We start from the raw sequence: 22471 nt of genomic DNA, 5'->3' as shown, positions 1-22471 counted from the left end.
GCCAGTTGCGGGCGGGCATGGCACAAAGAAAGGGCGATCCATGGCGGACATCAGCGCATCACTGCAAAAATTGGAAGCCGCCGCGCGTGCCGCGGCACAGCACAGTTATTCGCCCTATAGCTCTTTTCCTGTCGGGGCGGCGGTCCTGACTGAAGATGGCAAGATCTTTTCCGGCTGTAATGTTGAAAACGCCTCCTTCGGCCTGACTCTGTGCGCGGAGCGCGTTGCCCTTTTCAGCGCGGTGGCGGCGGGCTTGCGACACTTCAAGATATTGCTGCTCTATACGCCGACGCCAAGGCCCTGTCTACCCTGCGGCGCTTGTCGTCAGGTATTGCGGGAGTTCGTTCAGGATGTCCGGGTGATCTGTCTTTGTGACGGACCGGAGCGGCTAGACTTGACCCTCGATATTCTCCTGCCGCATGCTTTCGAGCCCTCGGCGCTTCATCTTCGGGAGCAGACACCATGAGTGACGGGTCCAGCAAATACCACATCGGCTTCGGACTTTCCGATCTCGGCCCGCAGCCACCGACCCTGGCTCTGCTGTGCGGCGATCCGGAGCGTGCCTACCGCATCGCCACGGCGGCACCGGAGATCGTTCTGGAGAAAAAACTCTCCGCCCGACGTGGCTTGTCAAGTTATCTCCTCGTCTTGCCTGACGGCCGCCGCATCCTTTCGGCAACCAGCGGCATGGGGGCACCCTCGCTGTCCATCGTCGTCAATGAGCTCTTTGCCGTGGGCATCCGGGAAATCATCCGGGTGGGCACTTGCGGTTCCCTGCAGGACGACGTCAAGGTCGGCAGCGTGGTCATTTCGCGCGCCGCTCTCTGTCGCCAGGGGGCCGCCGACGACATCGCTCCACCGGAATACCCGGCCGCCGCCGATCCTTTTCTCACTCTGCGACTGGTCGAGGCCGCGCGTGAACTCGACATTCCCTGGCATCTCGGCGTAACCGCCTCGGTGGACACCTTCTACGAGGGGCAGGAGCGCACTCTTTCGTCAAGCAATCCCCATCTGCTGCGCCACCTACGCGGTATCAACGAGGAGTATCGTCGCCTCGGCATTCTCAACTATGAGATGGAGGCCGGAACCCTGTTCAAGATGGCCGGGGTGTATGGATTCGCTGCGGCCTGTGTCTGCGCCGTTCTGGCGAATCGTGCCGCGGGCGAAGAGGTGGCCCTCGACCTCAAGGCGCAGGCCGAAGCCGATGCCATCCGCCTGGCATTGCGCGCCGCAGGCTTGCCTGCGGCGTATCTGGTAGACCAAAAATGAGAGAGAAATCGTCGACCACACTGGAATTGTTGATTTTTGCTGGTAAACATTAGGAGACAGCAGGCTGGTTCAGCCGCAGCCGGACGATCCGGCCGCACCGCCGGCGTTTCCCCTGAAGCGCAATGGCGGGTTGACGGGGGCTCAGGGGAAAAGTGCGATCAGCACGGATGGGGAGGAGGATGCTATGCCACAGGAATACAAGATGAAGGACGCCCTGAAAATGGCGATTTTTGCCAAAAAGAACCTCATGGATTTTTACCGGCAGGCGGCAGCCGTGACGGAAAACGAAAACGGCAAAAAAGTTTTGACGCGTCTCGCCGACGAGGTGCAGGAGAACGCCCAAAAATTTTACAGCCATTACAAATGGGACGATCTCGACAGCTTTGAGAGCCTGATGGCAGCTCCGCCCAAGTCGGATTCGGTCATGCTCATGGAGTTGAAAAAAGCCCTCGACAAAAATGTGCACGAACGCAAGGCCCGTGAATTGGCGCTCAGGGAGCAGGAAGACATGGAGAAGACGTTCCTGCTGGCTGCATCGCACATCGTCGATCCGCAAGTGCGGGCCGTTTTCACTGAGGTCGCTCGCGATGCCCGCAATCATTTTGAGGTCATCGAATCGGAATACGCGCGCACCATGGCCATGGTGCATGAAACCGATATTGATACCTACGTGCGCGAATAGCCTCAGTCTTTGCACGGCCTCTTCAATTGCCTGCGCCTTTTACAAGGGTGCAGGTTTTTTTTTGAGTCACGCGGCTCGCGCCTCTTTGAGGCTTGCAGAGGGTGTTCAAACCGGACTAAAATCCGCCCTTATTTCAGACGAGGAATTGAACCGCCATGAACCAGCCAATGATTCTGATTACCATGACCGGAGCCGATCGGCCCGGCATTATTGCCGCTATGACCGGACAGATCGCCGCGGCCGGCGCGCGCATTCGCGACATCGAGCAGACCGTGACTCACACGCTGCTCTCCCTGTCGGTGGTCATCGATTTTCCGCCCGGTGACAGCAACCAGAAGCCGCTCATCAAGGACTTGCTGTTTCTCGCCAAGGAATGGGGGCTGGATCTCGATTTCCAGGTGCTTGACGAACAGGATTATCGACGGCGCACGGGGCGCAATTCCTATGTGGTCACTATCCTGGGCGGCGAGGTCAATGCTCTGGCCCTGGCGGGGATTTCGGCTCTTCTGGCCGCCGATCAGGTGAACATCGAGCGCATCTCAAAGCTGACTCAAGGCCAACTGCGTTGCGTCGAGCTGCTCATCAATGTTCCCCTGGGTTTGGATGTCAAGGGGCTGAGCCGCAAGTTGCTGTCTGCAGGAGCCGAACTTGGTGTTGATATCGCGGTGCAGAAAGAAAGTCTCAACCGCCGCGCCAAGCGCCTGGTGGTCATGGATATGGATTCTACACTGATCCAGATCGAAGTGATCGACGAGCTGGCGCGCCTGGCCGGCGTCGGCGCGCAGGTTGCGGAAATCACTCACCGGGCAATGAACGGCGAACTCGACTTCCAGAGCGCATTGCGCGAGCGCGTCGCGCTGCTTGTGGGCCTGCCGGCCACCGCCCTGGAAGAGGTGTATCGCACAATCCCCTTTACTCCCGGGGCCAAAACCCTGGTGCGGATTCTCAAGCGCCTGGGTTTTCGTACCGCGGTCATTTCCGGCGGCTTTACTTTTTTCACCGATCGGCTGAAAGAGGAACTCGGCCTTGATTATGCCTTTGCCAACGGGCTGGAGATTGCCGACGGCAAGGTCAGCGGGCGGATCACCGGGGCGGTGGTGGATGGTGCGCGCAAGGCGCAGCTGCTGGAAGAAATCGCCCGGCGCGAGGGCATCGCCCTGGATCAGACCATCGCCATCGGCGACGGAGCCAACGACCTGCCCATGCTCGGCCGCGCCGGGTTGGGCATCGCGTTCAACGCCAAGGCGCGGGTGCGTGAAGAAGCCGACACCCACATCAATCAGCAAAGTCTCGATTCCATCCTCTACCTGCTTGGCCTCTCCGAGTGGGAGATGGCCGAGCTCGACGCATGAAACTGCCAAGACCGCTGCTTGAGGGGGTACTGGTGCGCCGTTATCAGCGCTTTCTTGCCGACGTGCGCCTGTCCGACGGCAGCCTGGTTACCGCTCACACCCCCAACACCGGGAGCATGAAACAGTGCGCGGTGCCCGGCCACCGCGTGCTTCTCTCACGCAGCGACAATCCCGTGCGCAAACTCGCTTATACGCTGGAACTCATCGAGGTCGGCGGCTATTGGGTGGATACCCACACCCAGCGCAGCAATCGGGTGGTGGAAGAGGCGCTCAAAAGCGGTGTTATTGCCGAGTTGCAGGGTTTCGAGGTGCGGCGCGAAGTGCGCTTCGGCGCCAGCCGCATGGATTTTCTGCTGGAAAATGAGAGCGAGAAGGTTCTGCTCGAAGTCAAAAACGTTACCCTTTGCTGTCGGCCTGGGGTGGCCTGTTTCCCTGATGCCGTGACCCTGCGCGGGCAAAGGCATCTGCAGGAATTGCACACCTCTCTGGAACAAGGCTACCGGGCCGTGATCTTTTTTCTGGTGCAGCGTGGTGAAGCCACGGCCTTTACCCCAGCCGATGAAATTGACCCCGTCTACGGTCGTCTGTTGCGCGAGGTGTGTGCTGCGGGCGTCGAGGCGCTCGCCTATCGCACGCAGGTGACGACCTGCGACAATCGCATTGGGGGGAAGCTGCCTGTGGTGCTTTGAGAGGGGGCCGCTGCGCATAAAAAAAGCCCGGGCACTTGGCCCCGGCCTTTTTTATGCGGTTTCGGGATTTTGTCCTATCTATTTCTTCGCCTTCTTCTTCACCTCAAATCCAACCAGCGCCTCGGGGGTGATGACGCGGAAGGTGAAGGATTCGGTCATGAAGAGGTGAATCTCTTCAGCCGTGTGGTGGTGGTAGCCGATGGCGAAATCCTGGCCGAGAGTCAGCTCGAAATCGCCGCCGCGCGCCGCTGCCAGCAGCACGCCCTGCACCGCGTTGGAATAAATGACGGCGCCGCCGAGCTGTTTTTCCAGCAGGCTGCGCAGGGTGCCGCCGGGGGTACTGCGGGCGAGAAACTTCCAAACCTCCGGGTTGACCACCAGATCGGCGGGGCCTTCGACGCCTTCGCGCAGCAGGCGCGCCTGTCCTTCGGAAATCGCGTCGACCAGCGCATCCATGTCCAGTTCCAGGGGCACCTGCGGGGCTTGTACCTCGCTGTGCAGACCCTTGATGCAGGCCTCATCAAAGCCCTTGAACACCGCTTCTTCTTCAAACGCGGCGATTGTGCGCGCGGCCTTCACCAGGGCGTCAAGCTGGATATCTTTCGCGCCGCGCTCGATATTGTCGAGTTCCCACTGCTTGAGCACAAAGCTCACCCGCGCCTCCACCAGGGGCAACACCTGGTGTACGCCGAAACGGACCCCCTCGGCTTTTTGTCCAGACGGCACGGTCAGTCGTCCGAGGTTGACGCAGGGATGATCGATGCCGTGGGGGCCGTCGACATCGACGAATTTGCGTGCCGAGAGATTGGCGGCCAAGGCTTCGCGCGCCATGGTATCGATTTCCGCCCAAGCTTTGGGGGTGATGGGGGCCAGTTCACGTCTGAGCAGATCCATGTTGTCAAGCTCCTTTATCCGATTGTTTTATAACTGTTCAGCAGGTACCGCAGGGTGCGGCGGCATCGCGTGCGGCAAAAACTCGCCTGCGGATCAAACATTTGCCGCAGCACTCAACCGCCGCACCCTGCGGCACTGGCGGACGTTGCAACTGAGTGGAAGCATTATCTTTTGAGGCTGCCGATATTTAGACCGATGGCCGTTGCCGAACCGGTAGGCGCTTTTCCCGCAACAGCCTGGGGCTCGTCGGTTGCGCCGCCGAGAAATTCCTCTTCGACTTCCGCGGCTCCTTGCTGGTAAAAAATCTCTTCCTCAGGGTCGAGCTCTTTGAGCAGGCGCAGAAACTCCCCGGCGTGAACCCGCTCCTCGTTGGCGATGTCTACCAGCACCTGTTGCGCCAGGGTGTTGTCTGTCGATTCGGCCAATTGCATGTAAAGCTGAATTGCCTCGTATTCTGCCGCCACCATGAAGCGGATGGCGCGCACCAGTTCTGCGTGGGTGACCATGCGGTCGTTTTTCAAGCCACTGAAAGGATGACCAAAATCCGGCATTGTTACGTCCTCCTGAAATAGAATGCGGTCCGTTGGGCTATGTATGGCTTTGCCGCGTTTTCGCAGCCGGCTCACCGCATAAAATGTGCCTTATTTTTTCCGCTTGTCAAATCCACCATGCCGCTGGCACCTCGGCACGGGGCTGTTATACTCAGAAAATGTTTGCGGCGTGCCGCCATGAACCGGGCGGCACGCTAATCGATCTTTAAGCGTATCGGAAGGAGAACGGCATGGGTAACGAAGGCAAAAAGTTCAAGTGCGAAATCTGTGGCAACGTTGTGCAATTGCTGGTCGACGGTGGCGGTGAGCTGGTCTGCTGTGGGGAGCCGATGGAGGAGATGGCCGAATAGCTCAGGATAAAACCCCTATGCTGAAAATGTCTGCTCGCCCCGACCGCGCCGTCGGCCTGATCACCGAATATAACCCATTCCATAACGGCCATCTGCACCATTTGCAGGAAAGCCGCCGGGTGTCGGGTGCCGAAGTGGCCGTGGCGGTGATGAGTGGACATTTTCTGCAGCGGGGCGAACCGGCTCTGGTCGACAAGTGGGTGCGCACCGAAATGGCGTTGCGCGCCGGCGTCGATGTCGTGGTGGAGCTGCCTTTCCCCTGGGCGTGCAGCAGTGCCCCCGATTTTGCGCAGGGTGCGGTACGGGCCCTTGACGCCCTGGGGCGGGTGGATTGTCTGTGCTTTGGCAGCGAAACAGGCAATTTGGACGCCCTGCAAGCCTGCGCCGATCTGCTCTGTGAGCATGAACAGATGGTGGGGGCGGCCACGGAAAAACTGTTGCGCAGCGGGGTCAGTTATCCTGAGGCGCGGGGCCGGTTGCTTGCGGCTGAGTCCGGACTTCAGTTGAGTGCCGCGGCTCTGGCCCAGCCCAACAATATTCTCGGCATTGAATATCTGCGGGCTTTGCGTTTGCAGCAAAGCACCCTGAAGCCTTTTACCGTGCAGCGTATTGGTGCCGGATTTCACGAGGTTGACGTGGCTGAGGGGGAAATCGCCAGCGCCACAGGGATTCGTCGTGGTCTGGCTGAGGGTCGCGAAATTGCTTCTTATCTGCCCCAGCCCGCCTCAGGCCCGCTGTTTGAGGCTCTGGCTCTGGGGCGAGGCGTCGACGCCGAGCATCACACGCGCTTGCTGCTGGGGCGGATTTTTCATGGTGCCGCAGCTTTGCGTCAGGTTTTTCTGGTCGCCGATGGCATTGAAAGCCGTCTGCTGAGCGCCGCCGACAAGGCCGCTGACTATGAGGATCTGGTCTCGACGGTCAAGGCGCGTCAATTCACTCGAACCCGTATTCAGCGCATGCTCGCTTACATTCTCAACGACGTTCACGCCGAACAGGTGCGGACCTTGATGCCGGCCGGTCCCCGTTATCTGCATCTGTTGGGCGCAAGCGAACGGGGACGTGTGTTTCTTGGGGCCTGCCGCCGGCATCTAAAGCTGCCCCTGGTCAGCAATTTTTCGCGTATCTACGCCATCCTCAAACGTCACTATGGAGAAAATAGCGAAAATTACCGCCTTGCCTTGATTCAGCTTGATCTGGAACTGCGCACGACCCGGACTTTCACGTTGCTCATGCATCGTTGGAACGGTGGCAACCGAAATCGCGATTTTTTCGAGACCCTCAAAAGCCCATAGGGCGTGAATTACCCAGAGCCCGGAGTGGGGTCCGCGAGGTGCTTGCGAAAAGATGACTGGTGCGGTAGTATATTCATAAGCGAGAAAACCGCTTACTCACGACTCGCTCTTTCGCGCGCCGGATATCCCTCCTGGCCGGCGCGCTTTTTTTTGTCCGTTGTCCTATGCCGGCGGCGATCCGTATATTCCACTGAATTTTTGGCCTCTGCAAATCCACGGGGGCGAAGCGCGTTTTTCCTACAGTCCGTTTTGCATCTGCGGGCTGATGATAACGTCGATCCGGCGGTTGATGGCGCGCCCCTCCGCAGTGGTATTGAGGGCCAGGGGACGCCGTGAACCGTAGCCGACCGCCAGAACCTTTTCGGATGCCAGGGCATCGTTGGCGACAAAGAACTGGCGCACCGCCTCGGCACGCTGTTGCGACAGTCGGGCATTGATCTCATCTGATCCGGTGCTGTCGGTATGTCCTTCAATGGTCACCGCAGGCTCGCCGAAGCGCTGAATGGCTCGCCGCACCTTGCCGAGCAGGGGATAATTGGCGGGCTCAATAATGGCTTGGCCCACCGGAAAATCAATGCTGCGCAGGCGCAGCACGATATGGTTGCCCTGTTTGTAAACCTCGGCTTCCTCGCTGGTGAAGGAGGCTTGCACCTCTTGGAAAACCTGCTGCAAGCGCCTTTCTCTCTCAAGCTTTTCCTTGGCTGCTCGTTGTTCCCAAATATAGAGTTCCTTGGCCGCCTGCTCTTCCCGGGTCTGGTCTTCAAGGGAAACGATCTGGCGGCGCGCTGCCTCGATCTGGAAGCGCTGGGCCTCCTGACCCTTCTGCAGGCTTTCGATGCCCGCAACCAGTGCCTTGGACTGCTCGGGGAAGGGCAGGTCGCGCCAGTCTTCATCGCTGAGTTGCCGGGCGGGCAGGCGCAGCAATGCCTCGATCCATAATACGACCTGCTCGGAGGGCATTTCACGAACGCTGCGGCTGTGTTGGGTGATATGCAGCAGGCGGCGTGCTTCGAAGCCGGCCCGAGCCGCTTTTTCACCAATCTGTTGCGCCTCGTAGCGGTTGTCGCTGATGTAGGTTTCCGCCTCGCTGAGTGCCTGTTCGGCACGGGCCAGGCTTTCCGGGGCGACGTTGGCCGCACGTAGTGCCTGCGCTTCTTGGATCAGTTCGCGCGCGTCACTCAGGGCGTTATGCTTGATGGCGCGCAATTCCAGGGCGAGAAATTCTTCGGTTGCCGCACGGCTGCGCTTCAGGGCCCAATCAATACGCTCGTTCTCTACGGCGCGGTTGAGTTGAATGAGCCGTGTTTCCGCCCCCAGGTAGTCCTCGCCAAAATTGACCGCTCCGACTTGCAGAGCGAGCTTGCGTGCTTCCAGGGGCGCGGCGAGAATGGATTGCACCACCTTGGCCCGTTCTTGCGCCCGTTCGAGGTGGGCGCGTCCGAGAGCGACCCGTTGCAGGATTTCAGCGACTCCGGTGCCTTGCTCCAGACCTCGGCGGGCATCGTTCAGCGCCGCCCCGGCAGCGGCAAAGGAATCCGGCGCCAGGATGTGAATTTCCTTGAGGCGCGCGGTGACCAGGTCGGCGTCGAGCAACTCGATCTGCTCGCTGGGGTTTTTGCTCAGCGGGATCGGCTCGATCCGCGGCGGTGCCTTTCCGCAGCCCGCAAGCACAAGCAGGCAGAAAAAGGTCACCAAAAGGAAATACCGAAGGGAATTATAGCTCATGGATACACTCATACCTTGTCTAAGTGGAAATGTTTGTCGGGAATTGCAAGTGCCCGAAGGTTGGACAATACTTTATGTCAGGCGGCAATGGGTGTCAATCGGCGTCGTGGCGGCGATCCCCGCTTATGACCTTGGCTCTTTAGCGCGATCTATGATAGATTTGTAACCGTGTGCGGGTAAAATTACTTTGAGTGAAACTATTTTGTCCGTGGATTTGGAGGAGAGTCAACAGTGGGGAGAAAGTCAACAGGGGAGCAGACCGGCGTTGCTTCCCAGGTCCGTGCCAAGGCGACGCAGCCGCCTCTGTTCAAGGTTCTGATGCACAACGACGACTACACCACCATGGAGTTTGTGGTCACCATGCTGGAGACGGTTTTTCGCAAATCGCCGGCCGAGGCTAATCGCATCATGCTCAACATTCATTATCGCGGCGTCGGACTCTGTGGCTACTATCCCTTCGATATCGCCGAAACCAAGGTGAACAAGGTGCATGCCCAGGCCCGGGAAGCAGGACATCCGCTCAGATGCAGTCTGGAAGAAAGCTGAGCGTCAACGCAAAATATAGGTGCAGGCATGTTTAATCAGGATGTACAAATCGCTTTCAGTCTGGCGGTGCGCGAAGCGCAGCGCCGTCATCACGAATATCTGACCACCGAGCACATCCTTTTCGCGATTCTGTTCGAAGAAGAAGGCCAGAGGATGATTCACGCCTGCGGCGGCGACGTGGCCGAGCTCAAAAACATGCTCGAGGATTTTTTTGCCCATCAACTCGAGACCCTGCCCAGCGAGGAGGATTTCATTCCTGAGCAGACCATCGGCCTGCAGCGGTTGCTGCAGCGCACCGTGGTGCACATGCACTCTTCAGGGAAGAAAGAGATCGGTCTGGGCGATGTGCTCGCCGCGATTCTCGAGGAGAAGAATTCTCATGCCGCTGCTTACCTTGAAGCCCAGGGCGTGTCGCGCCTCGATCTACTCAATTTTGTCTCGCACGGCGTGGCCAAATATCCCGAACCGGAAAAGAGCCCGCCGCCGACTCGCGAAGAGTCCCCGGCCAAGGCCGCGCCTAATCGTGATCCCCTGAGCGCCTTTACCGTCGATCTGGTCGAACGGGCTCGCCAGGGCAAGATCGACCCCCTCATCGGTCGGGCTCTGGAATTGGAGCGCACCATTCAGGTGTTATGCCGACGGCGCAAGAACAACCCCATCTACGTCGGTGATTCAGGGGTCGGCAAAACGGCCATCGCCGAAGGTCTGGCGCGGCGCATCTTCGAAGATTCGGTGCCGGAGATGCTTAAAGAATTCAAGATTTACGCCTTGGATATGGGGTCCCTGCTGGCGGGAACCAAGTTCCGCGGTGATTTTGAGGAGCGGCTCAAGGCGGTGATCAACGCCCTGGCCAAGGTGCCCAAGGCGGCCCTGTTCATCGACGAGATTCATACCATCGTCGGCGCCGGCGCGACCAGCGGCAGCTCCATGGATGCGTCCAACATCCTCAAGCCGGTGTTGGCTTCGGGCGACCTGCGCTGCATCGGCTCGACCACTTTTGAGGAATACAAGAATCTGTTCGATAAGGACCGCGCGCTCTCGCGGCGCTTTCAGAAGATCGATATTCTTGAGCCTTCGGTGGACGAAACCATCGAGATTATTCAGGGGCTTAAACGCTATTACGAAGACTACCACGGCGTGACTTACACGGATGAGGCTGTTGAGGCAGCGGCGCGATTGGCGGCCAAGCACATCAACTATCGTCACCTGCCCGACAAAGCCATCGATGTTATCGACGAGGTGGGCGCGGCGCTCAAGCTGCAACCTCAGCTCAAGCAGACCGTGACGGTCGCCGAGGTCGAGGCGACGGTGGCCAAGATTGCGCGCATTCCCGCGCGCAATGTATCAACTTCCGACCGACGGCGGCTCAAAACTCTGGAGCGCGATCTCAAGCGGGTGGTTTTCGGGCAGGACGATGCCATTGATACTCTGAGTCGGGCCATCCGCCGTGCCCGGGCCGGTCTCGGTCATCCGGAAAAGCCCGTCGGTTCCTTTCTCTTCACCGGGCCTACCGGAGTGGGCAAGACTGAGGTCGCCAAGCAGTTGGCGGCGCAGCTCGGCGTTGAATTTCTGCGCTTCGACATGAGCGAGTACATGGAGAAGCATTCGGTGTCGCGCCTGATCGGTGCACCGCCCGGCTACGTTGGGTTTGATCAGGGCGGGCTGTTGACTGATGCCGTGGTGAAAAACCCCTACGCGGTGCTGCTCCTCGATGAGATCGAGAAGGCGCATCCGGATTTGTTCAATATCCTGTTGCAGGTCATGGATCACGGCAGTCTCACCGATAACAACGGCAAAAAGGCCGATTTTCGCAATGTGGCGCTGATCATGACCAGCAACGTCGGCGCCCGCGAGATGAGCGCCAACCCCATCGGCTTTGGCGAGCGCGCCATGGGCGCTCCGCGCCAGGCGGTGGAGAAACATTTTTCGCCGGAATTCCGCAATCGCCTCGACGCGGTCATTTCCTTTCACAGCCTGGATCTGCCGATCATCGAAAAGGTGGTGGACAAGTTTGTCGGCGAGTTGCAGGATCGCCTCAAGGAACGCAATGTGAGGTTGACTCTGTCGCCCAAGGCGCGTACCCATCTGGCGCGTCGCGGCTATGATCCGGTGTTCGGCGCGCGACCCTTGGGACGCCTGATTCAGGCCGAGATCAGCGATATTATCGCCGATGAAATTCTTTTCGGCCGCCTGAGCAAGGGCGGACGGTTGAGCGTTGGTCTTAAAAACGAGCGGCTGACTTTCAGCTATTCCTGAGCCTGTAATAAACCCCGGCGCCGGAGCAAGGTTTGCCTTGCTCCGGCGTCCTGCCTTTCGTGACCAACGCCTGTGCCTGTTTATCAGCTTATCGCCGATCCGGTTTTTCCACCTGTCGAACTCGCCGAAGAGGGCGGCCTCCTGGCCGTTGGCGGCGATCTGAATCCGCAGCGGTTGTTGCTGGCGTATTCCATGGGGATTTTTCCCTGGTTCAACGAAGGCGACCCGATCTTGTGGTGGTCACCCGATCCGCGTTTTATTCTCGAACTGAACGAACTGCGCATTTCGCGCAGCCTGGCTAAAATCCTGCGCCGCAAACTGTTCACCGTCACTTTTGACCAGGCTTTTGAGCAGGTCATCGACGCTTGCGCAGGGGTGCGCGCCCAAGCCGAAGGCACCTGGATCACCCCGGAGATGAAAGCGAGCTACCTGCGGCTGCATGAGATGGGCCATGCCCACTCGGCCGAGATCTGGCGAGACGGGGATTTGGTCGGCGGTCTTTACGGAGTCTGCCTGGGGCGTTGTTTCTTCGGCGAGTCCATGTTCCACCGCGTAACCGACGCTTCCAAGGTCGCCTTGGTGGCCCTGGTCGAACGTCTCAAGGCCAGGGATTTCGAGCTGCTCGACTGCCAGATGGCCAGTGCCCACCTGAGTTCCCTGGGGGCGCGGGCCATCCCCCGCAATGCGTTTCTTCAGCGCCTGCGCCGCGGCGGAGTCATGCCCTCAGCGCATCCCCAGACGGGGGATTTTTCCTGAGCCTCTTGTTGTTTTCCAGTAACTATTCAGCAGCAACGTCCAAAACAGGACCGCAGGGTGCGGCGGTTGAGTGCTGCGGCAAATGTTTGAGCCGCAGGTGAGTTTTTGCCGCACGCGATGCCGCCGCACCCTGCGGNACCGCAGGGTGCGGCGGTTGAGTGCTGCGGCAAATGTTTGAGCCGCAGGTGAGTTTTTGCCGCACGCGATGCCGCCGCACCCTGCGGTGCATGCTGAACAGTTACGTTTTCCTGTCGTTATTCATTCGGTTCATCTTCCCGATCCAACCCCAGAACTTCTTGCATTTCCTGATTGCGCCGCGGCCAGTCGTCGGCCAGACGTTCTTCGAGAAAGTCCGCCAAAAGGCTGTCGAAGAGCTGCAGGCCTTCGGCAAGTACGTGCATGCGCTCATAAAAAATCGCTTCGCGCTCGCTCTGCTCATCGGTGATGTCGTCTTTTTCAAGTTTGACGCTCGGCGCCTTGAAGGAGCGGAACAGAAACTGCTCACCTTTGAGGGTGGTTTTCCAGGCGTCTTCTCCTTTTTCCATGAAAATAGTGGCTTCAGCGATCTCCTTGCCGGTTTCCAGCGCAATGCGGGGTTCGCGATAGTGGTCCTGGGGGCCGGCGACCGCGACCCGTTGGGGACCGGCGGCCAGCAGCAGTCGATTGTCAAGAAAAGCGATGAAATTTTCCTTCTGGGCTGCCGGTCCGTCGCGGCGCACCTGGAAGTTGCTGCGGCCGCTGACTGTACGGGCCAGCAGCCAGCGCAGAAAATCAGCCCCGAGCCAGGTGTTTTCCTGAATCTGCTCAAGGACAGCATCCGTGGTCGCTTTGTTTTCCTTGTCCAGGACGGGTCGCAGTGCCTCGGGAATAACCTCGCGAGCGCGGGCGACAGGATGCAGGGCCACAAGCCGAAGCCCATCGAAGGTCTGACGGAAATGTCCCTCGAAAATTTCAGCGATTTTCCCATTGGTGCCGGTGAAGGTCAGAATCCCTCGTTCGATATCCCAGACGGCATCGTAAAGACTCGGGGTCGGCAGGGTACGTGCGAGAAGCGCGCCCTTGACATTCTCTCGCAATTCTTCGCGCTTGTCTTTGGGAGCTCGTTGCAAGCCGGGGTGGGCGGCGAGAAACTCTTCTTCGGCCCGCTCAAGGTGCTGGCGCAGAACCGCGGCGGGAACCCGACGCTGGTCGCGGCGCAGAGAGAAGCTAAGGTACGGCGGGCGGAAAAAGTCACGGTTCTCGGAAAAATCCACCCGCTGCGGGTCATCGAGGCTCGCCCATCCCGAGGAGCTCTCCTCGCTGCTGTTGTCAATGGCGACAAAGGCGTTTTTCGCCAGCAGCGGCGCGGCCCACTCGGCGGGCTCGCCGGGAGGAAGCTCTCCCACAACCTGGTACTGCAGGAAACTGACGGTATTTGAAAGGATGCCCATAGTAATAAAACCTCCGGTAAAAAAATTGGGGAATAAGGGGATACCGCGTTGGGCCGGCAAAGGCAAGGCCTGTTTGCGCTACGCAGGGATTCTCACGCCAAGCCGGCGGCTTGCTGAGTCGCCCAGGCGAGAACGGCGTAGCGACCGAGCTTGCCCAGGCCGACCAGGATAAAGAAACCGATGAGAGGAAAACGCAAAATCCCGGCCACCAGACACAGCGGATCGCCGATTATCGGCAGCCAGGAAAACAACAAGGCCAGGCCGCCATAGCGGCGCATCAGCGCCTGCGCGCGGCTCAAGCGAAGGTTCTGGCGCAGGGGGGGCGGGCGGCCCCGCCACCAGCGCTCCCCCCCCCAGCCGATGACATAATTGGTCGCCCCGCCGAGGGTATTGCCGAGAGTCGCCACCAGCACCGTCACGACGATGGGGTGCCCTTGCAGCAAGAGCACCACCAGCAGCCATTCCGAACCCAGGGGCAGCAGGGTGGCGGCGAGAAAGGCGGTGAGAAACAGGGCGATGAGCGCATGTTCCGAGGCCAGAGCGGCAAGCAGGGTTTCCATGGGAATGGGTGTCGTTAGCGGCTGTCAGAAGGTGGTTTGCGTCGATGGGCGCCCATTGCGCACCCGCTGGTTGTGGTCTCTGAGCTCAAGCACCAACTGTTCGAGTTCGGATTCGGACAATAGGCCCTTTTCCACGAAGTACTGCCCGAGACGCGGATGTTTGCTGCGCTGATAAAAAAGCAGTGTGCGCACCTGAAAGGGCGTCAGCAAGCCCAGCTCAACCGCTTTTTCGCCAAAGCGGCGGGCGCTGGCGCGGTGGTTGAGAACCGTGCGGACAGCCGTCTCGTTGAGCCAGCCCCAACGGCGTGCGGTTTCACCGATGGCGGGACGCTGGCGGCGCTGCCAGACCAGAGCTTCGATCAGAGAGCGGTAGGGGATGAATCCGCGCGCGTAAAGAAAGAGGCCTATCTGATAGTGCCGCGAGAGCAACGGCGCCGTTGCTTCGGAAGATGCTCGGCGATATTTTTCGGAGGGCCGCGGCGCGGCTGCCGCGCCGTGCATGGGTGGCCGTGGTTGCCACTGGCCGCGGTCACGGGTGCTGAGAAAGCCGTTGATTAGATCGTAGGCGTGGGTTACAGCCTGAAATTGCTCGGATTGTCGCTGCTGGACCTGGGGCTCGCCGGGAAAGCGGTCGGGATGAGTTTCCTTGGCGCGCTTGCGGAAGGCGGCCTTGGCCCCGTCGTGTTGCAGATAGAGCAGGAAACGACGATCCAACCAGACATCGGCTCCGAAGAGGGTGCGACACGCCTTGAGGATTTCAGTTTCTTGGATGGCGGTACTCAATCCGAATCTCCCCGGCATGGAATAGCAGCTGAATCTGTGGACCGGATGAGAATCTGTTATACACCAGAGGCGGACAAAGGACAAGCGGCGCAACCGACAAGAACCGGTCGAATTCAGGAATCATCCGGTTCGTTTGCCGCTTGCTCTTGGCGGTGCCGGGTCTGGGCGACAAAATCGAAGATTCTTTTCTGATCGGCCTTGCTGATGTGGGTAAATTGCATGCCCAGGGTGTTCCAGCCGGGCTTTTCGGCAGGCCGTGCCCAGGCAATCTCGGCCAAGGCGCATACCGGTGGGGTGTCGGGGGTGAGTTCCAGCAGCAGCATGCAGAGTTCGGGAGGCTCGATCTGCTCCGGGCAGTCAAAACGAATTCCGCCGCCGCTCAGATTGGCGGGGCGGTAGGTGAAGTTCTGGCGCCGCTCAGCAGCGCAGGACTGTTGCAGCAAGGCGACATTTTTTCGCCACTTGTCGAGCATGGAGCGCAGGTTTCCGCGCCCACGCGCATAACGCAGGCCCACGGAGACCTCGATGCGGGGCTGGGTGCGGCGCTGAAAAGCCTCCAGGGGGGTCGAGCAGCTCACCTGAATGAGACTCTTGTCGCGCAGCCCGGCGATGCGGCCGCGAGCCCGAACCCCGAGGCCGAAGGACTGGGAAACGAGATCGAGGACCATATCCCTTTGAAAAGGATATTCTTCGCCGGCGTGTGTCTGGTAAGGGAGCGACAATTCCAGACCCTCGCCGCCGCAATTGACGACATGGGCCGTGAGTGATTCGAGCTGATCCGGCGAGGCCGCGCCTGTTTGCGGATAGATCTGGACCTTCTGTCCCGGTTTGAAATATTTGCTGAGCAACGATGGTCCTCCTTGCGGGGTGTTCGGCCGGAGCGGAATTGATCAACCAGGGCAAATTATGTTCCAGGATCAGGTACTGAGGGAAAAAATATCCGGATGTCCAAGCCCTGGGCGCGCATTGCGCCGCGAGGAAGCCCGGACAACAGAGAAGCCCCGAGGCCGCCGTCAGGTCGCGGCCGCTGTGCCGCGTTTTGTCAGCGACATCGCGACCTCACATGGCATGACAGGCTGCGCAATTATCTGCGACATCGAAGGCGCCGGCGCCGTCATGACAGGCACCGCAGGAAAGCCCCTGCTCCATTTGCGCCATGCTGACGGTCGGGTTGCCACTGCCGGCGCGGAACAGCTCGGGATGGCAGTCGGTGCAGCCGAACATCGACAAGTGGGATTGGTGGCTGAACAGCACATCCCCGATATCGGGCACCGAGTAGTTGACCTCGCGGGTGGGGTGGCAGCGGTAGCAGTTACGCGTGGCGCTGAAAGCCTGGCGCCCATTGTGGCAGGCCCCGCAACTTAGGCCCGCGGCCATGTCTTCCATGGTGACGCGGGGGTTTTCAGAGCTGCGGATATGAAAGAGACTGTTGTGGCACTGCTTGCAATTGGTTCCCAGCTTTTCCAGGTGGCGGTAGTGGCTGAACTGGACCGGGCCGGTGGCATCCACCTCAATGGTGGCGATATCGACGATGCGCCCGGCCTCGACAAATAGGGGGAACCCCAGAAGCACCAGCAGGGCGAAGTAAAAGTATTTCATGAAATCTCCAAAAATAAGACTTCGCCAATTTTATCAGAAATTTCTGGTTTTTGCCAGGGAAGAGTTTGACTCAGGCAGATTGTTCCAAGGCCAGGCGTCCACTGAGATCGTCGATGAATTGTCGGGCGACTCGTCCTGAGCGGGCGCCGCGCAACAGGGCCCATTGCAGAGCTTCGCGCTCAAGGTCCGCAGGGGAAATGTCAAGTTGGCGGCGCGCGGCCAGATGGCTGACGATGTCCAGGTAGAGCGCCTGGTTGATGGGATAAAAGCCCAGGGTAATGCCGAAGCGATCCGATAGGGAGAGTTTTTCCGAAACGGCTTCTTCGGGGTGGATTTCGGCCTCCGCGTCGCGCTCCGCAAAACGCTCCGGCATCAGGTGCCGACGGTTGGCCGTGGCATAGATCAGGACATTGGGCGGCGGGGCCTCGATGCCGCCCTGGAGCAGCGCCTTGAGTTCGCGAAAGCCGGTTTCCGATTCGTCGAAAGACAGCTCGTCGCAGAATAAAATGAAGCGAAACGGCTGGCTGCGCAGGGCGCGGGTGATGATCGGCAGGTGGTAGAGGTCGTCCTTGTGCAGTTCGACGAGGCGCAGGCCCTGTTCGGCAAACTCGCGCAGCAGGCTCTTGACCGCCGAGGATTTGCCCGTACCCCGCTCACCCCACAACAAGACATTGTTGGCCGGAAAGCCGGCGACGAACTGGCGGGTATTCTGCCGCAGGCGCAGCAGAATATCATCGATGCCGAGCAGCTCTGCGCTGTCGGGAATGTCGGGATAGGCCACGGCTTCGAGCAGGCCTTCATGGGTCCAGCGAAAGGCGACGTGGTCGCGGAACATCTGGGGATCCACATCCACCTCGTCGGCCAGTTTGCGGCTGAGAAACTCGTCGGAGAGATCCAGCAGACGCTCGATTTTTTCGGCCAGGTAGGCCCAGTCAATATTCACCGGGGGGTAATTCATCATGGGGTAAGGCTCCTTGGTTTGGGAATCCCTGCAATTTACAGCATTGTGTGACCTGTGGTAAAGTCTGCGCCTTCGTTTCGGCGCTGGTGTCGGAGAGTCTTGCGAGGTGTGTGTGGCGCAACCCCTGTTTGATCTTTTTGCGGTGACGGCCCCGGGCTGCGAAACGAGCTGTGTGGCTGAACTCGACGCCCTGGGCCTGCCGGCCGTGGCGGAGCACGGCGGAGTCGCCTTTCGCGGCGAATTGGCCGACATCTACCGCGCCAATCTCTGGTTGCGCAGCGCGAGTCGCATTCTGGTGCGTTTTGCCGAAATCCGCGCCTGCAGCTTCCCCGAGTTGTTCCAGAAATCCGTGCGGCTGCCCTGGGGGCGTTTTCTTCGGTCACAGACGCCCCTGGAGATCCGCGCGGTGTGCCGCCGCTCACGATTGATGCATACCGGCCGCATCGCCGAAACCTTGACGGCCGCCATCAGCCGGGCGCTCGGGGGTAACCGGGAGCCAGCGGGCGCGCAAGGGCCTGCGCAACGGGTGCTGGTGCGTTTCGAGGATGATCGCGCCCTGATTTCCATCGACAGTTCCGGTGAATTGCTGCACCGGCGCGGCTATCGACTGGAGCAAGGGGCGGCGCCCCTGCGCGAAACTCTGGCCGCCGCCCTGCTGGGTGAGGTCGGCTGGCAGCCCCACCTGCCGCTCTGGGATCCGATGTGCGGTTCGGGCACCCTGTTGATTGAAGCGGCTCACCTGGCCTGCCGGCGCGCTCCAGGCTTGCAGCGCACCTTTGCCTTCGAGCACTGGCCGCGCTTTCGCGCGGGACGCTGGCAGGTGCTGCGGCAACAGGCGATGGCTGCCATGACCCATCCTTCTGCCTTGCTCCTGCACGGCAGCGAACTTGATCCGGACTTGCTCGCCGTTGCCGGACGTAACGCCGAGCGGGCAGGTGTGGCGGAGTATCTCGCTTTGCGCGCGGGAGATTTTCGCCACCTGTCGGTGCCGACCGGCCCCGGCATCCTGTTGTGTAACCCTCCTTATGGCCAACGGATCGGTGAGAGCCACAACCTTGCTGCGTTTTTTGCCGAGTTCGGCCGCTTTTTGCGCACCCGCGCGGTTGGCTGGCGGGGCGGCTTTCTGCTTCCCGATTCTGGTTTGGCGCGCGCCACGGGGCTGAATTTGCGCGCCGGGCCGGTTTTTGCCCACGGGGGGTTGTCGGTTCCTCTCTATCTTTTTTCTATATCTTGACTTTTCTCCGGAAAATTCCGTTGCAATCCTCCGATGTCCCCGTTATACTGACGCCCTATTTCTGCCGAAAAAATTGGCAGAAGTTGAAAAACGCAGGGAAAGCGAGGTGATTCGGTGGAAATCACGGTTATCGACAACAATGTCGATAAGGCGATCAAAGTGCTCAAGCGCAAGTTGCAGCAGGAGGGCCTGTTTCGGGAAATGAAGCAGCGCAAGTTCTACGAGAAGCCCAGCGTCAAGCGCAAGCGCAAGGAAAAGGAAGCCCAGCGTCGATTGCGCAAGAAACTGCGCATGGTGCGGCGTTCCGACTGATCTCGCTTTTTATCGGATTGAATCAAACCAAAAAAGGCTGTCCCCCAGGGGGCAGCCTTTTTTGGTTTGATTCCGGGAGGCGGTAAAGCCGCCGTTCAGAAGCGATTGTTTGATCGCCTCCCGGGGCCCTGTTTAATGCGGATAGATGGGAAAATCCAGTCCGGCCAGCTTCTCCGCCATGCGCACCACCTGACAGCTGTAGCCGAATTCATTGTCATACCAGACGTAGAGAACGCAGCGTTTGCCGTTGACGATGGTGGCCAGAGAGTCGACGATGCCCGCGAAAGGCGAGCCGACGAAGTCGCTGGATACGACCTCCGGCGAGTTGGTGTAGTCGATCTGGTTCTGCAGGGGCGAATCGAGAGAGGTGTCGCGCAGGTAGAGGTTAAGCTCCTCAACGCTGGTTTCCTGCTCCAGTTCAAGATTAAGGATCGCCAGGGAGACGTTGGGCGTCGGCACACGAATCGCATTGCCGGTGAGCTTTCCGGCCAGTTCAGGCACGGCTTTGGCCACAGCCTTGGCTGCGCCGGTTTCCGTAATGACCATGTTGAGGGGTGCGCTGCGGCCGCGACGATTGCCGGCGTGGTAGTTGTCGATAAGGTTCTGGTCGTTGGTGTAGCTGTGGCAGGTTTCCACATGCCCCTGAGTGATGCCGAAACGGTCGTTGACCGCCTTGAGCACCGGCACGATGGCGTTGGTGGTGCAACTGGCGGCGGTGAAAATCCGCTCGTCGGCGGTGATCAACTCGTTGTTGACGCCGAACACCACGTTAGGCAGATCGCCCTTGCCCGGAGCCGTCAAAATCACCTTGGCGACGCCCTTGGACTTGAGATGGCGCGAAAGCCCTTCGCGGTCGCGCCACTTGCCGGTGTTGTCGATGAGCAGAGCGTCCTTGATGCCATACTGGATGTAGTCGATATCCTCCGGGCTGTCGGCATAGATCAGCCGAATCAGGTTGCCGTTGGCGATAATGGCGTTTTCTTCCTCGTCCACCATGATGGTGCCGTGAAAATGCCCATGCACCGAATCACGGCGCAACAGGCTGGCGCGCTTGATCAGATCGTCAGGCCCGCCTTTGCGCACCACTGCCGCGCGCAGGCGCAGCTTGTCGCCGCCCCCGGTTTTGTCGATGAGAATGCGCGCCAGCAGCCGGCCGATGCGGCCGAAGCCGTACAGCACCACGTCCTGGGGTTCACTGAGGACGGACGCCTTACCGGTGTTGATCCCACCTAGTTCCTGGCGCACGAACTGCTCCACCGAGATGTCCATGCCCTGAGACAGATAGCGCACAGTGAGCTTGCCCAAATCGACACGCGCCGAAGCCAACTCCAGCTTGGTCATGGCCTCAAGCACCGGATAGGTCTCGCGCACCGAGAGCTCGTTTTCGAGAATCTGGCGGGCGAAGCGGTGCGCCTTGAGAATGTCGATGGCCGTGCCGCGCGTGATGGAGCGCCCGTACACGCTGATCACCACCCCGTGGTCGCGATAGAGAGCGCCGATCAACGGCAGCATGCGCTCGGCCAGGGCCTCGCGCTCCTTGTAGTCTTTAAAATACGCCTCGCTTTTGGAAATGCTCATGATTGCGCCTGTGCTCCTTCAGGAAAAAATCGTTCGCCCGGCGGCTAAACGTTCCGCATGGTAAATGATGAGCGAAGATTTTTCAACCTCCCATGCGGCGAAATTTAACGCTCCGACAAGGACTTCGCCGCCCGTTCGGTGATTTGCCCTTGCCCGTCGTGGCACTTTGCGCTAATGTCGCCTGTATTGGATGCAATCTTTTGCTGTGCAGTGCGGAACCAAGAGGGCAGGCATGATCAACGAAGTCATGGCCGAAGAATAAATCACAAAAGCCGCCGCGGACGGGAACGTCCGTGGGCGGCTTTTGTTGTTTTCGCGCAAATGTTTCAACGATCCAGCGGGCTGATGGCTCCCAAGGTGTTTTTTTCCGCGACGTGGGTGTAAATCATCGTCGTGCGCAAATCGGCATGCCCGAGCAGATCTTGAATCGTGCGAATATCGGTGCCACCCTCAAGCAGGTGGGTGGCAAAGGAATGACGCAGGGTGTGAATGGTAGCCGGCTTGGCGATCGCCGCGGAGCGAATTGCATCGCGAAAAGCCCGCTGCAAAAGACTGGGATGCTGGTGATGGCGGCGAATGATCCCGCTGCGCGGGTCTGTTGAAACGCCGCGTGCCGGAAAAACCCAGAACCATCCCCACTCCTTGCCGGCATTGACGTATTTTCGTTCCAGAGCTTTGGGAAGAAAAACGCCATTCATGTCCTGATTACGGTCATTGTCGAACAGGGTGCGCACCTCGAGCAAATGAGCCGCCAGGTCATCACGAAGACGGGCCGGAAAAACCGTGCGGCGATCCTTGTCGCCCTTGCCCGAACGCACAATGACCAAGCCTCTTTCCATGTCGAGATCCTTGACCCTGAGATTGAGGCATTCGTTCAGTCGCAGACCGCAGCCGTAGGTCAGCATGGCCATCAGCAGTGGCGTTCCGTCCATGGCCGCAAAGACCTGCTGAATCTCTTTGGAAGACAGTACAACTGGCAGGCGCCGCCGCTTTGGTGCCCGAACCGCGTCGATTGTTTCGTCGGTATCGATGTCGAGCACATTCCGAAAGAGAAAGAGAATCGCATTTAATGCCTGATTCTGGGTCGAGGCCGAAACCTCGCGCTCCACGGCCAGGTAAGACAAAAAACGCCGCATGTCGTCAAAGCAAATCCCCTGGGGTGACTTGGCCCCCAGGAAACGCTGGAATTGGCGAATCCAGGCGAGGTAGGATTTCTCGGTATTAAGAGCCAGTTGCTTGACGCGCAGGACATCGCGCGTTTGCGCAAGGATCTGGTCCCAGGCGTTGCAGTCGGCCACCACGGGAAGCGGCGCCGATTTCGCGGACAGAAAAAAATCAAAGCGCCTGAGAGCCTGTTCCGCCTGCTTGATCTGCCAATCTTCGCGGGTTGATTTCAGATGGGATAAGTAAATCTGGATTTGTTCGAGTGACAGTCGTTCGGCAGGGGCCTTGCGAAAGAATTTGTAACAATCCCGCACCCAGCGAACAAGATATGGAACATGCTTTGGATTCAACGACTTATCGGCGTCAAGCGCCCTTTGGAAATCACTCAACATAATGCCCCTCCGTGCTTATGTTGCATGCGACATAAGCACACCGCATGCGGATTATGATTGCATAATAGAGTTTACCGTGGGGAATTTTGCTACAAA

22 protein-coding genes and 1 pseudogene are annotated in these 22471 nt (G+C 59.4%); 12 read left to right on the top strand and 11 right to left on the bottom strand.

Annotation, left to right across the window (positions count from 1 at the left end):
* Positions 1–40 precede the first annotated feature (40 nt).
* The 5 genes from cdd to sfsA all read left to right on the top strand — a co-directional run bounded on the left by cdd (position 41) and on the right by sfsA (position 3992).
* Positions 41–466: a cytidine deaminase gene (cdd, locus tag GFER_RS15905; RefSeq protein ID WP_040100967.1), complete on the top strand. Its 426-nt coding sequence runs from the start codon at positions 41–43 to the stop codon at positions 464–466.
* The gene (locus GFER_RS15900; protein ID WP_052446501.1) at positions 463–1269 is read left to right on the top strand and encodes a nucleoside phosphorylase; all 807 of its coding nucleotides are present in this window, start codon (positions 463–465) and stop codon (positions 1267–1269) included. Before cdd ends, GFER_RS15900 begins: the two co-directional genes overlap by 4 nt.
* A 184-nt stretch (positions 1270–1453) precedes the next feature.
* On the top strand, positions 1454–1951 hold the full coding sequence (locus GFER_RS15895; RefSeq protein ID WP_040100966.1) for a ferritin family protein: 498 nt from the start codon (positions 1454–1456) through the stop codon (positions 1949–1951).
* A 155-nt stretch (positions 1952–2106) separates the two neighbouring features.
* A complete protein-coding gene (serB, locus tag GFER_RS15890) occupies positions 2107–3303 on the top strand; it encodes a phosphoserine phosphatase SerB (RefSeq protein ID WP_040100965.1) in 1197 nt (398 codons plus the stop codon).
* Positions 3300–3992: a DNA/RNA nuclease SfsA gene (sfsA, locus tag GFER_RS15885; protein ID WP_040100964.1), complete on the top strand. Its 693-nt coding sequence runs from the start codon at positions 3300–3302 to the stop codon at positions 3990–3992. The genes serB and sfsA overlap by 4 nt, the downstream gene beginning before the upstream one ends.
* Before the next feature lie 78 nt (positions 3993–4070).
* On the opposite strand, the gene GFER_RS15880 is transcribed toward sfsA, so the two are convergent.
* Together GFER_RS15880 and GFER_RS15875 are read right to left on the bottom strand one after the other, a co-directional pair.
* The gene (locus GFER_RS15880) at positions 4071–4886 is read right to left on the bottom strand and encodes a family 1 encapsulin nanocompartment shell protein (RefSeq protein WP_040100963.1); all 816 of its coding nucleotides are present in this window, start codon (positions 4884–4886) and stop codon (positions 4071–4073) included.
* 164 nt (positions 4887–5050) lie between these two features.
* Positions 5051–5437 carry a ferritin family protein gene (locus GFER_RS15875; protein ID WP_040100962.1) on the bottom strand — a complete coding sequence of 129 codons (387 nt, stop codon included), beginning with the start codon at positions 5435–5437 and terminating at the stop codon, positions 5051–5053.
* Between the two features lie 230 nt (positions 5438–5667).
* On the opposite strand from GFER_RS15875, the gene GFER_RS18385 reads away from it, so the two are divergent.
* A complete protein-coding gene (locus tag GFER_RS18385; protein ID WP_074669443.1) occupies positions 5668–5787 on the top strand; it encodes a desulfoferrodoxin FeS4 iron-binding domain-containing protein in 120 nt (39 codons plus the stop codon).
* Positions 5788–5804: 17 nt separating this feature from the next.
* The gene (locus GFER_RS15870) at positions 5805–7079 is read left to right on the top strand and encodes a tRNA(Met) cytidine acetate ligase (RefSeq protein WP_235264112.1); all 1275 of its coding nucleotides are present in this window, start codon (positions 5805–5807) and stop codon (positions 7077–7079) included.
* A 237-nt stretch (positions 7080–7316) separates the two neighbouring features.
* Here the strand turns inward: GFER_RS15870 and GFER_RS15865 are convergent, their stop codons facing one another.
* Positions 7317–8804, bottom strand: a complete 1488-nt coding sequence (locus tag GFER_RS15865) for an OmpA family protein (protein ID WP_040100961.1) — start codon at positions 8802–8804, stop codon at positions 7317–7319.
* Between the two features lie 303 nt (positions 8805–9107).
* On the opposite strand from GFER_RS15865, the gene GFER_RS15860 reads away from it, so the two are divergent.
* The 3 genes from GFER_RS15860 to aat all read left to right on the top strand — a co-directional run bounded on the left by GFER_RS15860 (position 9108) and on the right by aat (position 12362).
* A complete protein-coding gene (locus GFER_RS15860; RefSeq protein ID WP_052446508.1) occupies positions 9108–9350 on the top strand; it encodes an ATP-dependent Clp protease adaptor ClpS in 243 nt (80 codons plus the stop codon).
* Between the two features lie 27 nt (positions 9351–9377).
* Positions 9378–11606, top strand: a complete 2229-nt coding sequence (gene clpA, locus GFER_RS15855) for an ATP-dependent Clp protease ATP-binding subunit ClpA (RefSeq protein ID WP_040100959.1) — start codon at positions 9378–9380, stop codon at positions 11604–11606.
* Between the two features lie 72 nt (positions 11607–11678).
* Positions 11679–12362 (top strand): leucyl/phenylalanyl-tRNA--protein transferase, encoded by a 684-nt coding sequence (aat, locus tag GFER_RS15850; protein WP_040100957.1) that lies wholly within the window; start codon positions 11679–11681, stop codon positions 12360–12362.
* A 254-nt stretch (positions 12363–12616) separates the two neighbouring features.
* Here the strand turns inward: aat and rdgC are convergent, their stop codons facing one another.
* From rdgC to GFER_RS15820, 6 genes are all read right to left on the bottom strand, one after another.
* Positions 12617–13792 (bottom strand): recombination-associated protein RdgC, encoded by a 1176-nt coding sequence (gene rdgC, locus GFER_RS15845; RefSeq protein ID WP_040100955.1) that lies wholly within the window; start codon positions 13790–13792, stop codon positions 12617–12619.
* A 92-nt stretch (positions 13793–13884) separates the two neighbouring features.
* The gene (locus tag GFER_RS15840; protein WP_040100954.1) at positions 13885–14352 is read right to left on the bottom strand and encodes a YqaA family protein; all 468 of its coding nucleotides are present in this window, start codon (positions 14350–14352) and stop codon (positions 13885–13887) included.
* A 24-nt stretch (positions 14353–14376) separates the two neighbouring features.
* Entirely contained in the window at positions 14377–15135 is a 759-nt protein-coding gene (locus GFER_RS15835) for a J domain-containing protein (protein WP_052446500.1), read from the bottom strand.
* Positions 15136–15248: 113 nt separating this feature from the next.
* The gene (locus GFER_RS15830; RefSeq protein ID WP_040100952.1) at positions 15249–15983 is read right to left on the bottom strand and encodes a PilZ domain-containing protein; all 735 of its coding nucleotides are present in this window, start codon (positions 15981–15983) and stop codon (positions 15249–15251) included.
* Between the two features lie 211 nt (positions 15984–16194).
* Entirely contained in the window at positions 16195–16734 is a 540-nt protein-coding gene (locus GFER_RS15825) for a cytochrome c3 family protein (protein WP_052446499.1), read from the bottom strand.
* 70 nt (positions 16735–16804) lie between these two features.
* Positions 16805–17695, bottom strand: a complete 891-nt coding sequence (locus GFER_RS15820) for an ATP-binding protein (protein ID WP_235264111.1) — start codon at positions 17693–17695, stop codon at positions 16805–16807.
* A gap of 106 nt (positions 17696–17801) precedes the next feature.
* Here GFER_RS15820 and GFER_RS15815 point away from each other — a divergent pair, with 106 nt between their 5' ends.
* Positions 17802–18929, top strand: coding sequence for a THUMP domain-containing class I SAM-dependent RNA methyltransferase (locus GFER_RS15815; protein ID WP_040100950.1), 1128 nt, complete (start codon positions 17802–17804; stop codon positions 18927–18929).
* A gap of 114 nt (positions 18930–19043) precedes the next feature.
* Positions 19044–19220: pseudogene (gene rpsU, locus GFER_RS15810) on the top strand (30S ribosomal protein S21); the annotation flags it as partial.
* A 153-nt stretch (positions 19221–19373) separates the two neighbouring features.
* Here the strand turns inward: rpsU and GFER_RS15805 are convergent.
* Together GFER_RS15805 and GFER_RS15800 are read right to left on the bottom strand one after the other, a co-directional pair.
* Positions 19374–20819 (bottom strand): glyceraldehyde-3-phosphate dehydrogenase, encoded by a 1446-nt coding sequence (locus GFER_RS15805; RefSeq protein ID WP_040100947.1) that lies wholly within the window; start codon positions 20817–20819, stop codon positions 19374–19376.
* 326 nt (positions 20820–21145) lie between these two features.
* Positions 21146–22375: an integron integrase gene (locus tag GFER_RS15800; RefSeq protein ID WP_082048132.1), complete on the bottom strand. Its 1230-nt coding sequence runs from the start codon at positions 22373–22375 to the stop codon at positions 21146–21148.
* Positions 22376–22471 lie beyond the last annotated feature (96 nt).

Source organism: Geoalkalibacter ferrihydriticus DSM 17813 (genome assembly GCF_000820505.1).
In the GTDB taxonomy this organism is placed as follows: Bacteria; Desulfobacterota; Desulfuromonadia; order Desulfuromonadales; family Geoalkalibacteraceae; genus Geoalkalibacter; species Geoalkalibacter ferrihydriticus.
The sequence above is the reverse complement of the archived record's forward strand: the minus strand, read 5'-3'. Positions and strand labels throughout refer to the sequence as shown.

What these genes read in the sequence shown, in the direction of transcription:
- sfsA (WP_040100964.1), top strand. Translation starts at nt 3,300, where the DNA reads ATGAAACTGCCAAGACCGCTGCTTGAGGGGGTACTGGTGCGCCGTTAT.
- GFER_RS15840 (WP_040100954.1), bottom strand. Translation starts at nt 14,352, where the DNA reads ATGGAAACCCTGCTTGCCGCTCTGGCCTCGGAACATGCGCTCATCGCC.
- serB (WP_040100965.1), top strand. Translation starts at nt 2,107, where the DNA reads ATGAACCAGCCAATGATTCTGATTACCATGACCGGAGCCGATCGGCCC.
- clpA (WP_040100959.1), top strand. Translation starts at nt 9,378, where the DNA reads ATGTTTAATCAGGATGTACAAATCGCTTTCAGTCTGGCGGTGCGCGAA.
- GFER_RS15800 (WP_082048132.1), bottom strand. Translation starts at nt 22,375, where the DNA reads ATGTTGAGTGATTTCCAAAGGGCGCTTGACGCCGATAAGTCGTTGAAT.
- rdgC (WP_040100955.1), bottom strand. Translation starts at nt 13,792, where the DNA reads ATGGGCATCCTTTCAAATACCGTCAGTTTCCTGCAGTACCAGGTTGTG.
- GFER_RS15900 (WP_052446501.1), top strand. Translation starts at nt 463, where the DNA reads ATGAGTGACGGGTCCAGCAAATACCACATCGGCTTCGGACTTTCCGAT.
- GFER_RS15805 (WP_040100947.1), bottom strand. Translation starts at nt 20,819, where the DNA reads ATGAGCATTTCCAAAAGCGAGGCGTATTTTAAAGACTACAAGGAGCGC.
- GFER_RS18385 (WP_074669443.1), top strand. Translation starts at nt 5,668, where the DNA reads ATGGGTAACGAAGGCAAAAAGTTCAAGTGCGAAATCTGTGGCAACGTT.
- GFER_RS15875 (WP_040100962.1), bottom strand. Translation starts at nt 5,437, where the DNA reads ATGCCGGATTTTGGTCATCCTTTCAGTGGCTTGAAAAACGACCGCATG.
- GFER_RS15825 (WP_052446499.1), bottom strand. Translation starts at nt 16,734, where the DNA reads ATGAAATACTTTTACTTCGCCCTGCTGGTGCTTCTGGGGTTCCCCCTA.
- cdd (WP_040100967.1), top strand. Translation starts at nt 41, where the DNA reads ATGGCGGACATCAGCGCATCACTGCAAAAATTGGAAGCCGCCGCGCGT.
- GFER_RS15880 (WP_040100963.1), bottom strand. Translation starts at nt 4,886, where the DNA reads ATGGATCTGCTCAGACGTGAACTGGCCCCCATCACCCCCAAAGCTTGG.
- GFER_RS15865 (WP_040100961.1), bottom strand. Translation starts at nt 8,804, where the DNA reads ATGAGCTATAATTCCCTTCGGTATTTCCTTTTGGTGACCTTTTTCTGC.
- GFER_RS15895 (WP_040100966.1), top strand. Translation starts at nt 1,454, where the DNA reads ATGCCACAGGAATACAAGATGAAGGACGCCCTGAAAATGGCGATTTTT.
- GFER_RS15870 (WP_235264112.1), top strand. Translation starts at nt 5,805, where the DNA reads ATGCTGAAAATGTCTGCTCGCCCCGACCGCGCCGTCGGCCTGATCACC.
- GFER_RS15820 (WP_235264111.1), bottom strand. Translation starts at nt 17,695, where the DNA reads ATGATGAATTACCCCCCGGTGAATATTGACTGGGCCTACCTGGCCGAA.